This window comes from Flavobacterium croceum DSM 17960, from assembly GCF_002917885.1.
GTDB lineage: Bacteria > Bacteroidota > Bacteroidia > Flavobacteriales > Flavobacteriaceae > Flavobacterium > Flavobacterium croceum.
The window spans coordinates 1-13195 of the sequence record NZ_PQNY01000012.1 but is presented as its reverse complement, the minus strand read 5'-3'; the positions used below and the strand labels follow the sequence as shown (position 1 = coordinate 13195).

Below are 13195 nucleotides of genomic sequence, written 5' to 3'. Positions count from 1 at the left end.
GATCGCTTGTATTAAGAAACTATAAGTAAATAATAATTCTTTTTTCCTTTTTGGAGAACAATAAACTTATCGTTAATCAAGTCGGTAGGTGTTATTTTGTATTCTTCGCCTACTTTTTGTTTGTTCAACGATATTGCGTTTTGCTTTAACTCCCTTCGAGCATCACTATTTGAAGCCAAAAAACCTGTTTTGGCAGACAAAGCAGCAATCATATCCAAACCTTCTGCAATATCTTGTTTAGAAATAGTTGCGCTTGGTACGCCATCAAAAACCTCAATAAAAGTTTTCTCGTCAAGTTGCTTTAAATCGTCCATAGTAGGACTAAAAAACGCACCCGATGCAAATACAGCTTTTTCAAACTCTTCTTTTCCATGAACCAAAACCGTAACTTCTTCTGCCAATCGCTTTTGTAACACTCTCATGTGTGGTGCCTCGTGGTGTGTGGCAATCAAACTCTCTATGGTTTCTTTATCTAAAAAAGTGAAAATTTTAATATACTTTTCTGCATCAATATCTGTAGTGTTAAGCCAAAATTGGTAAAACTTATATACAGATGTTTTATCGGCAGTAAGCCAAATATTTCCGCCTTCGCTCTTTCCAAATTTAGAACCATCTGCTTTGGTTATTAATGGGCAAGTCATAGCAAATGCTTTGGCGTGTTCATCATTCATTCTGCGCACCAACTCAGTTCCAGTTGTAATATTCCCCCATTGGTCGCTACCTCCCATTTGCAACACACAATTGTAATATTTATGCAAATGATAAAAATCGTATCCTTGAATTAATTGATACGTAAACTCTGTAAAACTCATTCCTGAGCCACTTTCGCCACTCAAACGTTTTTTTACAGAGTCTTTTGCCATCATATAGTTTACGGTAATACGTTTTCCTACATCACGAGCAAAATTTATAAACGAAAACTCTTTCATCCAATCATAGTTATTCACTAAAATAGGAGCATTAGCATCTGTAGCATTAAAATCTAGAAAGCGAGACAAAACAGATTTAATACCTGCAACATTTTTTTCTAATGTAGCTTCGTCAAGCAAATTTCTCTCATCACTTTTACCCGAAGGATCACCTATCATACCTGTAGCACCACCAACCAAAGCAATAGGTTTGTGTCCAAAGTTTTTTAAATGAACCAAAAGCAATATCGGCACCAAACTACCTATATGAAGCGAATCGCTTGTAGGATCAAAACCAATATATGTAGTGGTCATCTCTTTACATAATTGCTCCTCAGTACCTGGCATCATATCATGAACCAAGCCTCTCCACTGCAACTCTTCTACCAAATTTTTCATGCTATACTAAATTTGCGCAAATATAACTTTAATTCTATAAGATTTTCAACTCAAAAACCTATAAATTTCAAAATATACATCAAAAGCTATTTCCAGCCTTTCACTTTTACACCTCGCTCTACAGGCAGTTTTTGCACATTTTTGTATGGGGCTTCCAAAGGTCGCCCTACAAAAACTGCAAAAAACAAACCCGTAGAGCTGCGGGGTAACCGCTACAGTCTGGGCTAGAGAAAAAACCGTTTAAATAGTAACAACATTTTTATGATAATAATGTACATGTAACTAATAAAAAATATGTAGGTTTGTTACTCTTTTATAAAGTATGAACAAAGAAAAACAAGAAAAATACGACAAAGCCTATTTACGAATTGCAACCGAATGGAGTAAACTATCCTATTGCAAACGCAAACAAGTAGGCGCTATTATTGTAAAAGACCGCATGATAATTTCCGATGGTTACAACGGTACACCAAGTGGATTTGAAAACTGTTGTGAAGACCATAACGGACTCACCAATTGGTATGTTCTTCATGCCGAAGCCAATGCTATACTTAAAGTAGCCCGTTCTACTCAATCGTGCGACAATGCCACGCTATACATTACCTTATCTCCTTGTAAAGAATGCAGCAAACTCATACATCAATCGGGAATAAAAAGAGTTGTATTCCAACAAGGATATAGCGATATGTCTGGAATAGATTTTTTAAAAAGAGCTGGTGTAGAAGTAATACAAATAGAAAATTTTGACTGATTGAATATGAAATTTTCTAAAGTTTTTATGCCCATACTTATATTTACTTGTATAGCTCTAGGAGTACTTATAGGCGGTATTATAACAAATGCTTCTAGTAAAAGTCTTTCTTTAAAAAACAATCAAAAAACAAAACTTTACAAACTTATCGATTTTATAGACAAAGAATATGTAGACAATGTACAAACAGATTCTATTGTAGATAAAACTGTAACCAATATTCTAGCAGAACTCGACCCACACTCGGTATATGTTCCAGCACAAGAACAAAAAGCCATTGCAGAATCTATGCGAGGTAATTTTGTAGGAATTGGCATTAATTTTTACCGATTGAATGATACAATCGCTGTAATCAAACCCATACCCAATGGCCCAGCACAAAAAGCAGGTATACAAGCAGGCGACAGACTTCTATACGCCAACAACAAACCTCTTTTTGGCAAAAAAATAGCCGATGATAAAGTGTTTTCTATGCTAAAAGGCGAAGCCAACTCAGAAGTTGTTCTCACAGTGTATAGAAAATCGGAAAACAAAACATTTAAAACCAAAATTATCCGAAATATAGTCCCTATTAATAGTGTAGATATTGCTACCACAATTGATAACGTAGGCTATATAAAAATAAATCGTTTTGCCGAAACAACAGCTACCGAATTTAAAAAAGGATTAAATCAACTCTTACAACAACCCATATCTTGTTTACTAATAGATGTAAGAAACAACGGTGGTGGATATCTTGAAAAAGCTATAGAAATAGCAGACGAATTATTAAAAAGCAAAGAACTAATCGTTTTTACCAAAAATAAAAAAGGTACTATAAACAAAACCTACGCTACAGATAAAGGTGGTTTTGAAAACGGAAAAGTTTACATACTTATCGATGAAAATTCGGCTTCTGCAAGCGAAGTTTTAGCAGGAGCAATACAAGATAACGACAGAGGTATTGTAGTTGGCAGACGCTCTTTTGGCAAAGGTTTGGTGCAACGCGAAATGGACTTTGAAGACGGATCGGCCGTAAGGCTTACCATTGCAAGATACTACACCCCAAGCGGAAGATCTATACAAAAACCCTATACAAAAGGTAAAAGTGATGCCTATTTTAATGAATTTGAAACCCGATTTAACAGTGGCGAACTTTATGAAAAAGACAAAATAAAAGTTGCCGATTCTCTAAAATTTAAAACCAAAAATGGGCGTGTGGTATATGGTGGCGGTGGTATTGTACCCGATATTTTTGTACCTTTGGAAACATCACATGCCAAAGAAAATTTATATTACCTACTCCAATCGGGTATTACAGGTCAGTTTGCGTTTAGATACATTGATAATCATAGAAAACAATGGAAAAAATCTATTGCAAAAGATGTTTTAAACAAAATAGAAAAAGAAAATTTTGTTCCTGATTTTGAAAAATTTCTATCAAAAAACGGACTTGATATTTCACTAAAAAACAATTCCCAACTAGTAAATCAATATATTATTGCAGAAATAGTAAGACAACTTTATGGCGAACCCTATTACTATAAATTAACATTAAAAAATGATGCGATGATACAAGCCGTTTTTAAACATTTAAAATTTGTATCTGCAAAAAACACTTCTATTCCTTAACTTTGCCACCACTAAACACAAAGTTATGCTAGAAGACAAATCTCCTCAACGTACCTCTTTAGGTCAGTTGGGTGAATTTCAATTAATAGAACATCTTACTAAACATTTTCAAATAAACCAACCTTCTACGCAATTTGGCATAGGTGATGATGCTGCAGTTCTCGATTTTGGCACTCAAAAAACTGTAATTTCTACAGATTTACTTATTGAAGGCGTACATTTTGATTTGGCATATATGCCTCTTAAACACTTAGGCTACAAGGCTGTTGCTGTAAATGTTTCTGATATTTGCGCCATGAATGCGACGCCTACACAAATTACAGTTTCTATAGCGGTTTCCAATAGATTTCCTCTAGAAGCATTAGAAGAATTGTATGCCGGAATTACATTAGCATCTAAAACTTTTAAAGTAGATGTTGTGGGTGGCGATACCACTTCTTCTCAAAAAGGATTAATATTATCTATAACAGCTATTGGAACAGCAAAAGAAGAAGACATAGTGTATAGAAATGGGGCAAAACCCAACGATTTAATTGTAGTTACTGGCGATATTGGTTCGGCATATATGGGGTTACAAGTTCTAGAAAGAGAAAAACAAGTTTTTTTAGTAAATCCAAACAATCAACCCGATTTAGAACCTTATACCTACTTAGTTGAACGACAACTCAAACCCGAAGCAAGAACAGACATTAAAGAATTATTAGAAAAACTTGAGGTAAAACCAACGTCTATGATTGATATTTCTGATGGACTTTCGTCAGAATTATTACATATTTGTAAAGCCTCAAATGTAGGTTGCGATTTATATGAAGAAAAATTGCCTGTAGACCCGCAATTTATTAGTACGTGTGAAGAGTTTAATATAGACGGTACCACTCTTGCTATAAATGGTGGCGAAGACTACGAATTATTGTTTACAATAAACTTAGAAGATTTTGACAAAATAAAAGGCAATCCAAATTTTACAGTAATTGGACATATAATACCTAAAGAAAACGGATGCCATTTGGTAACACGAGCACATACAAAAATACCGCTAAAAGCTAGAGGTTGGAATGCTCTAGAAGAATAACCAACACTTATTATATATGTTTACAGTTCAACAAATTAAAGATGCTCATAGCAAAGTAAAAAGTGGTGCCGATTTTCCGAAATACATACAAGATATTATTGCCCTTGGTGTTACTGCTTTTGAAACCTTTGTGTTTGACAATCATACTGTGTACTATGGCATAAACAATTTTCAAACCTCATCTGAAGGCTTTTTTGAAACTCTAACAATTGCCGAACAAAGCAATCTCGAACAATTTAAAGCCGATTTAAAATCGCACCAACAAGGGAAAACCGATTACATGACTTTTCTAAAAGACTGCGCAAAATCGGGTGTGGAGAAATGGATTGTAGCAATGGACAAAATGACTTGTAGTTATTTCGACAAGGCTGGAAAAGAAATGATTGTAGAAACAATACCTTCGTTATAATTTTTTAAAATTTGTTGTTTAAAAAAACGGTTCGCCTAAGCAAACCGTTTTTTCTATTTCAACTTGTATCGATTATCTAATTAAGAATTCATAATAGTTTCAATCTCCTCTACTTCAATAGGTATGTTTTTCATTAAATTGAAAGGCGCACCTGTTGGTTGAATTACTACATCGTCTTCAATTCTTATCCCAAAACCTTCTTCTGGAATATATATTCCTGGTTCTACTGTAAAAACCATATTGGGTTCCATAGGCAAATGCAACAAACCATAATCGTGAGTGTCTAGCCCCATGTGGTGAGATGTACCATGCATAAAATATTTTTTGTAGGCAGGCCAATCTGGATTTTCATTTTGTACATCGGCTTTATCTAGCAACCCTAAACCTAAAAGTTCAGATGTCATTATTTTACCTACTTCTACGTGATATTCTTTCCATAATGTGCCTGGTACTAACATATTTGTAGCCTCATTTTTAACACGTAAAACAGCATTGTAGACTTCTTTTTGTCTGTCTGAAAAACGTCCAGATACAGGAATCATACGCGTCATATCACTCGAATAATTAGCATATTCTGCACCTACATCAAGCAATATTAAATCGCCTTGTTTACATTGTTGGTTGTTTTCTATATAATGCAATACATTGGCATTATTTCCCGAAGCTATAATAGGAGTGTAAGCAAAACCTTTGGAACGATTTCTCAAAAACTCATGAGAAAATTCGGCTTCAATTTCATATTCCATAACTCCGGGTTTCACAAAATTTAATACTCTGCGAAAACCTTTTTCGGTAATGTTACAAGCTTCTTGAATTAGGGCTAACTCTTCGGGTTCTTTTACAGAACGTATTTTTTGTAAAATTGGATTTGATTTTTCTACTTTATGAGCAGGATAATTTTCTTTCCACCATTTTATAAAACGAGCTTCACGTGTTTCTGTTTCAATTACCGCTCTATAATGTTCATTTGTATTAATGTATATAGTATCGGCATACGTCATAATCTCCTTTAAGGTTTTATGAAAATCTTGTAACCAAATTACGGTTTTAATACCAGAAACCTCAAAGGCTTTTTGTTTTGTAAGTTTTTCTCCTTCCCAAATAGCGATATGCTCATTGGTTTCTTTTAAAAATAATATTTCACGCAAATGCTCATAAGGCGCATCTGGAAAAAGTAGCAATATACTTTCTTCTTGGTCTACTCCACTTAAATAAAATATATCTCTATGTTGTGCAAAAGGCAATGTACTATCGGCAGAAACTGGGTAAATATCATTACTGTTAAATACTGCTACTGCATTTGGTTTCATTTGCGCCGTAAATTTTGCTCTATTTTTAATAAATAAATTACGGTCTATTTGATGGTATTTCATATGTTACTTATTTGTTTTTGTATAGCTTTATTCTTAAACAAAATTAAAGAATAATTGAGTACTTTATATAGCCAAATGGCGTTATTTTATTTTTTAATATATCAGTATCTCCATTAAAAAAAGTAGATTATGTATAAAATAGTAAAAAATACTACAAAATATTTTTACGAATACGACTCATGTGTCTTGAAGAAATACCAAGAAAAGATGCTAAATAATGCAGAGGCACTTCTTGCAAAAGTTTGGGTTCTGTTTGCAATAGTTTTCTATAACGCTCTTCAGGAGTAAGTGTGAGTAAATCTATACGATACTCATCTATTAAACAAATTTGCTTTTCAATAGTAGTGTAATAAAAATGCCGAAAAGTACTGTTATTTTGTAATAGTTCTTTAAAATTTATCAAATCTACAACCCATAATTTAGTATCTACAAGTGCTTTAATACTTTTTCTAGATGGTTTTTCACACAAAAAACTACTCAACGACGATGTTACTGTTTGTTTAAGAGCGAGATAAGATGTTATCTCTTCATCATTTACCAAAATATTATGTTGTAATATTCCGCTTTCTACAAAACAAAAATATCGACAAACATCTTGTTCTTTAACAAGGTATTGATTCTTTTTTAAAAATAAAGGCTTAAAAACATGTAGTATTTGATTATTAAATGCAACATCTATTGGTATTTCTAAACTTGTATACTGCTGAATAAAATCTGAAAAAACGGTTACATTTTCCATAAAATAAAGCTTGCTTGCACTACAAAAATATCTTTTTCTGGAAACAACAAATGTCAAAACATAAATAAATTATAGATTTTTATACTTTTGCAAAAAAAATTTCGTTGTATTGTAAACCATATACTTTGTGTGGTACAGATATCTAAATAAAATAAATGAACAAATTAGTCTATATAGTATTTACATTATTAATAACTACATTGGTTTCTTGTAGCGATCGTGACGATAATCCACCACCACCCAATTTAATTGTAAAATTTACGCTAGATCCTAATCAAGTTCGTCTTAATAATTTTGGACAACAAGTTTCTATACCTCCTACAAATGCAACTCAAACTCCAAATTTTAGAGGGATTTCTTCGCATTATATAGAATTAACACCCAATGCCAATACACCACTTTTTGGAGGTACAATAGTATATTATGCGCCCGAAACTACACTAGGTGGCGAAACTGCAATCGATTTTTCAAAATGTAAAATTATTGGCAATAATGAAGTGTTTCTCGAAATTCCATTAGCAACATTAGGCAAAGGAACTTTTGAATGGTTACGCGTTTCTATTGCGTATCAAAACTACGATATAACGGTAAAACATCAAAATGAATTGTACACTGGAACCGTTGCAAGTTTTGTTGGTTTTAATACTTATATTACCGATTTTTCTATAGAAAACAACATCTTTAATATAAACGGAAACAAACCTCAAGGTTTTTGGGCTTTTGCTTTGCAAGGACAACCCTATGCCTCACAAGGACAAACACTTGCAGGAGCAACCACTGTTCCAAATCCGTTATTTGCATCATCACCTATACCCTCAAACTCTTGTGTTGTAACTGGGAAATTCCCTGCGCCACTCACCATTACAGGCAAAGAAACAGAAGATATTGTAATAAATGCTTCTTTCTCTATAAACAAAAGTTTTGAATGGAAAGAAGTAACTTTCGACTCAAAATTTGAACCATCTATAGGGGAAACAGTTGTAGATATGGGTGTAAGAGGCTTATATCCTACTTTTAAAAAATAAAGAACGATTTGTATACTATTTTAGCAAAATTTAATTGTTGATTTAGGCTTTAATTTCAAAATTTAAATTCATTTTACTGATAAACAACACTTTAATTAATCATTTTTATTGATTATAAATAAAGCGAAAAGGTTGTAGTTGTTTGCAATATGCCTTATTTTTGTTTGATTTTTTTAAAAAACTATTCAATCAATAAAAATTATGGCAAAATCTGCACTTTTAAAGTCATCTATCGCAAAGAAATATTGGATGGCTCTTACGGGTTTATTTTTATGCTTGTTTTTGGCAGGACATTTGGCTGGAAATCTTCAATTGATTTTTAGCGATGCAAAGCATTTTAACGACTATGCATTGTTTATGACCACAAATCCAGCGGTAAAAATTCTTTCTTACTTAACGTATGTTTCCATTTTATTTCATGCCATTGACGGTATTATGCTTACAATTCAAAATAAAGCAGCAAGACCAGTTGGGTATGCAAAAACAGATGGTTCTTCTAGTAGTTTAGCTTCTAGAAACATGGCGGTTTTAGGAACAATTATTTTGGTTTTCATTGTAACACACATGGTAAATTTTTGGGCAAAAATGCATTTTGACAAAAACATGCCTCTTGTAGTGAAAGAAATGAATAACGGAATGATGGCACAAAAACTAGCCGTAGGAACAAAAGATTCTCCAAATCCTATGTTCAATGTAGATGAAAAAGGCTCGATATCAGATAAAATATTAAATGATATCAAAACCCAATCGCAAGGTCAATATGACTTGTACAAAAAAGATGTGGTTACTATTGTAAACAAAAAAGATGGTGAAGTTATTTTTATTGGTCAAAAAGACTTACACAAAATTACTGTAGCTTTCTTTAAAGATGCCAAAACAGGTCTTCTAGCAACAATTCTATATGTGCTTGCTATGGGTGCGTTAGCATTCCACTTATGGCATGGTTTTCAAAGTGCATTTCAATCATTGGGAATTAACAATAAGTTTACTCCAGCCATAAAAGGTTTCGGAAAACTATTTGCTATTGTAGTTCCAATATTGTTTGCTATTATACCAATCATTATACATTTTAAAAAATAATCAACATCACTATATTATGAAGTTAGATTCTAAAATACCAGAAGGTCATATTTCAAAAAAATGGACCGATTACAAAGATCACTTAAAGCTTGTTGCTCCCAATAACCGTCCTAAAATAGATATTATTGTTGTTGGAACTGGTTTGGCAGGTGCATCTGCAGCTGCTTCGCTTGGCGAAATGGGTTATAATGTAAAAGCTTTTTGTTTTCAAGATTCGCCACGTCGTGCACACTCAATTGCGGCACAAGGTGGAATCAATGCTGCAAAAAATTATCAAAATGATGGTGACTCTGTATACCGTTTATTTTATGATACTATAAAAGGAGGCGATTATCGTGCTCGTGAGGCAAACGTGCATCGTTTGGCCGAAGTTTCTGGAAACATCATTGACCAATGTGTAGCTCAAGGTGTTCCTTTTGCTCGTGAATACGGCGGTATGCTAGACAATCGTTCGTTTGGTGGAACTCAAGTACAAAGAACTTTTTATGCTGCTGGACAAACAGGACAACAATTATTACTAGGAGCTTATTCTGCTTTATCAAGACAAATAGGATTAGGACGCGTACAAATGTTTAACCGTCATGAAATGCTAGATTTAGTAAAAGTAGATGGAAAAGCGCGCGGTATTATTGCTCGTAATTTAATTACAGGAGAAATAGAAAGACACTCTGCTCACGCAGTAATTATTGCTTCTGGAGGGTATGGAAATGTATATTTCTTATCTACCAACGCTATGGGTAGTAATGTAACAGCTTCTTGGAAAGTACACAAACAAGGTGCATTGTTTGCCAATCCTTGTTTTGTACAAATTCACCCAACGTGTATTCCTGTTCATGGAACCAATCAATCAAAATTAACATTGATGTCTGAATCTTTAAGAAACTCAGGCCGTATTTGGGTTCCTAAGAAAAAAGAAGATGCCGAAGCCATTCGTGCTGGTAAACTAAAACCAACGCAAATTGCCGAAGAAGATAGAGATTATTACTTAGAAAGACGTTATCCTGCTTTTGGAAACTTGGTACCTCGTGACGTAGCTTCACGTGCAGCCAAAGAACGTTGTGATGCAGGTTATGGTATAGAAGCCAATGCAACCAATGAAGGTGTTTATTTAGATTTTTCTACAGAAATACAAAACAAAGGAAAACAAGCCGCTTATGCACAAGGTAATCACAATCCTAGCGCAGAAGAAATTACCAAATTGGGTAAAGCTTGGCTCGAAGAAAAATACGGTAACTTGTTTACTATGTATCAAAAAATTACCGACGAAAATCCGTATGAAACCCCAATGAAAATATACCCTGCTGTACACTATACTATGGGTGGTGTTTGGGTTGATTACAACTTACAATCTACAATACCAGGTTGTTTTGTAGCGGGTGAAGCTAATTTCTCTGATCACGGTGCAAACCGCTTAGGAGCATCGGCATTAATGCAAGGATTAGCAGATGGCTATTTTGTTCTACCTTACACGGTTTCTAATTATTTAGCCGATGATATTCGTACAGGTAAAATCTCTACAGAATCTCAAGAATTTATTGATGCTGAAAATCGTGTTAAAGAACAAATTAACACTTTCTTAGACAACAATGGTTCAAAATCTGTAGATTATTTCCATAAAGCTTTAGGACATATTATGTGGAATAAAGTAGGTATGGGACGTAATGCACAAGGCTTAAAAGAGGCTATAGAAGAAATTGCTAAACTTAAAGAAGAATTTCATAAAGACGTATTTGTACCAGGAAGTGCAAACGAATTAAATCCAGAATTGGAAAAAGCACTTCGTGTAGCCGATTTTATGGAATTAGGACAACTTATGGCAATGGATGCTTTACAACGTAATGAATCTTGTGGAGGACACTTCCGTGAAGAGTATCAAGATGCAGAAGGAGAAACCCTTCGCGATGATGAAAACTTCTCTTTTGTTGGAGCCTGGGAATACAAAGGCGGAGACATCAGTAAAGAAGAACTTCACAAAGAAGAATTGAAATATGAGTTTATCAAAATTGCAGCTAGAAACTATAAGTAATTAGGCATAAGCCAAAAGGCAATAGTATGAGTGAGATAAAATCATATAAAGATTTATTAATTTGGGAAAAAGGAATTGAAATAGTTGCATTAACTTATAAAATAGTTTCAAGTTTTCCAAAAGATGAATTATATGCTTTATCAAGTCAAATAAAAAGAAGTTCAATATCAATTCCTTCAAATATAGCTGAAGGATATGGTAGACAATCAACTCAAAACTATATTCAATTTATAAAAATAGCTCGGGGTTCTTTGTGTGAATTAGAAACACAATTATTAGTTGCCAAAAAATTAGATTTTATTCAAGATGAAAAATTATTTTCTGAATTAATAAATCAAATTACAGAAGAAAGCAAAATGATAAATTCCTTTTTAAATAAATTAGAAAAAAGTAAAGAATAGTCACTAATGCCTAATGCCTTTGTGGCTTTTGGCTAAAAATAAAGATTATGAGCGCAGCAAAAAACATCAATATAACCCTTAAAATTTGGCGTCAAAAAGACTCCAAAGCCAAAGGACAATTAGAAACATACAAACTAGATAATGTTTCTACAGCAAGTTCGTTTTTGGAAATGTTAGACCAATTGAACGAACAACTAGTAAGCGAAAGAAAAGAGCCTATAGCCTTTGATCACGATTGTCGTGAAGGAATTTGCGGTATGTGTTCGTTGTACATTAACGGACGTGCACATGGCCCTGATACCGGAATTACAACATGTCAATTACACATGCGTATGTTTAAAGACGGTGATACTATCTATGTAGAGCCATGGAGAAGTCGCGCATTTCCAGTAATTAAAGATTTAGTGGTAGATAGATCTGCCTTTGATCGTATTCAGCAAGCGGGTGGTTTCGTATCGGTAAACACATCGGGTAGAACCATGGATGCCAATGCTATTCCAATTCCAAAAACAGATGCAGACAAATCGTTTGAAGCTGCTGCTTGTATTGGTTGTGGTGCGTGTGTGGCTACTTGTAAAAACGGCTCTGCTATGTTGTTTGTTGGAGCAAAAGTATCACAATATGCACTATTGCCTCAAGGAAAAGTAGAGGCTACACAACGTGTACTTAATATGGTTCGCCAGATGGACGAAGAAGGTTTTGGAAACTGTACCAACACTGGAGCTTGCGAAATTGAATGTCCAAAAGGAATTTCGCTTGAAAATATTGCTCGTATGAATCGAGAATATTTAAAAGCTTCTATGAAGTAATTAATTACTTTTTATGACCTGTCCTAAAAAACCGATACAGATTAATAAGACAAAAATAGATAAATTAAACAGCATCAAAAACGTTTTTGATGCTGTTTTTAGTTTTATAGGTTTTCATTTTAATTTCACATTGTTGGTGCATTTGGTTTGGAGTAAGCATTTGGTTTGACAAATGCGGTCTTTTCTCATTATAAATTTCAATGGTTTCTTTTATAATTTGTTTCATAATTGGTAAGTCCTTGTGGTATTTATCAATATAAAATTCTTGTTTTAAAATACCATTAATTCTTTCTGCTACAGCGTTTTCATACGGATCAGAGTTTTGTGTCATGCTTGGTTTAATCCTATTTTTGCTTAATAGTTTCTGATATTCATTAGCACAATATTGTAACCCTCTATCAGAATGATGTATTAATACAAAATCTTTATTTTTCCTTTGTTTTATAGCCAATCGCAAGGCAATTAAACTACTTTCAGTACTTAAATTATCCGATACATTATAACCAACAATCTTTTTAGAATAAGCATCTGTTATTAAACTTAAATAACACGGTTTTTCTCTTTTGCCGATATAAGTAATGTCTGACACCCA

General features: G+C 33.6%; 13 protein-coding genes. 9 read left to right on the top strand and 4 right to left on the bottom strand.

The window, feature by feature from the left end:
- Positions 1-11: 11 nt before the first annotated feature.
- Positions 12-1307, bottom strand: coding sequence for a tyrosine--tRNA ligase (tyrS, locus tag Q361_RS09690; protein ID WP_103726533.1), 1296 nt, complete (start codon positions 1305-1307; stop codon positions 12-14).
- A 322-nt stretch (positions 1308-1629) separates the two neighbouring features.
- On the opposite strand from tyrS, the gene Q361_RS09685 reads away from it, so the two are divergent.
- The 4 genes from Q361_RS09685 to Q361_RS09670 are packed head-to-tail and all read left to right on the top strand — an operon-like array spanning position 1630 to position 5150.
- Positions 1630-2058, top strand: coding sequence for a deoxycytidylate deaminase (locus Q361_RS09685; RefSeq protein ID WP_103726532.1), 429 nt, complete (start codon positions 1630-1632; stop codon positions 2056-2058).
- Between the two features lie 6 nt (positions 2059-2064).
- The gene (locus Q361_RS09680; protein WP_103726531.1) at positions 2065-3669 is read left to right on the top strand and encodes a S41 family peptidase; all 1605 of its coding nucleotides are present in this window, start codon (positions 2065-2067) and stop codon (positions 3667-3669) included.
- A 25-nt stretch (positions 3670-3694) separates the two neighbouring features.
- A complete protein-coding gene (gene thiL / locus Q361_RS09675) occupies positions 3695-4741 on the top strand; it encodes a thiamine-phosphate kinase (protein ID WP_103726530.1) in 1047 nt (348 codons plus the stop codon).
- Positions 4742-4757: 16 nt separating this feature from the next.
- On the top strand, positions 4758-5150 hold the full coding sequence (locus tag Q361_RS09670) for a DUF1398 domain-containing protein (RefSeq protein WP_103726529.1): 393 nt from the start codon (positions 4758-4760) through the stop codon (positions 5148-5150).
- A gap of 80 nt (positions 5151-5230) precedes the next feature.
- On the opposite strand, the gene Q361_RS09665 is transcribed toward Q361_RS09670, so the two are convergent.
- Together Q361_RS09665 and Q361_RS09660 are read right to left on the bottom strand one after the other, a co-directional pair.
- A complete protein-coding gene (locus Q361_RS09665) occupies positions 5231-6523 on the bottom strand; it encodes an aminopeptidase P family protein (protein WP_103726528.1) in 1293 nt (430 codons plus the stop codon).
- 151 nt (positions 6524-6674) lie between these two features.
- Entirely contained in the window at positions 6675-7262 is a 588-nt protein-coding gene (locus tag Q361_RS09660; protein ID WP_103726527.1) for a Crp/Fnr family transcriptional regulator, read from the bottom strand.
- Positions 7263-7417: 155 nt separating this feature from the next.
- On the opposite strand from Q361_RS09660, the gene Q361_RS09655 reads away from it, so the two are divergent.
- From Q361_RS09655 to Q361_RS09635, 5 genes are all read left to right on the top strand, one after another.
- On the top strand, positions 7418-8287 hold the full coding sequence (locus tag Q361_RS09655) for a hypothetical protein (RefSeq protein WP_103726526.1): 870 nt from the start codon (positions 7418-7420) through the stop codon (positions 8285-8287).
- Between the two features lie 201 nt (positions 8288-8488).
- Positions 8489-9367 carry a succinate dehydrogenase cytochrome b subunit gene (locus Q361_RS09650; protein WP_103726525.1) on the top strand — a complete coding sequence of 293 codons (879 nt, stop codon included), beginning with the start codon at positions 8489-8491 and terminating at the stop codon, positions 9365-9367.
- 16 nt (positions 9368-9383) lie between these two features.
- On the top strand, positions 9384-11393 hold the full coding sequence (locus tag Q361_RS09645) for a fumarate reductase/succinate dehydrogenase flavoprotein subunit (protein WP_103726606.1): 2010 nt from the start codon (positions 9384-9386) through the stop codon (positions 11391-11393).
- A gap of 26 nt (positions 11394-11419) precedes the next feature.
- Positions 11420-11794, top strand: coding sequence for a four helix bundle protein (locus Q361_RS09640; protein WP_103726524.1), 375 nt, complete (start codon positions 11420-11422; stop codon positions 11792-11794).
- Positions 11795-11841: 47 nt separating this feature from the next.
- The gene (locus Q361_RS09635; RefSeq protein WP_103726523.1) at positions 11842-12603 is read left to right on the top strand and encodes a succinate dehydrogenase/fumarate reductase iron-sulfur subunit; all 762 of its coding nucleotides are present in this window, start codon (positions 11842-11844) and stop codon (positions 12601-12603) included.
- A 64-nt stretch (positions 12604-12667) separates the two neighbouring features.
- On the opposite strand, the gene Q361_RS09630 is transcribed toward Q361_RS09635, so the two are convergent.
- A partial coding sequence (locus Q361_RS09630) for an IS3 family transposase (RefSeq protein ID WP_146047003.1) occupies positions 12668-13195 on the bottom strand: 528 nt, incomplete at its 5' end.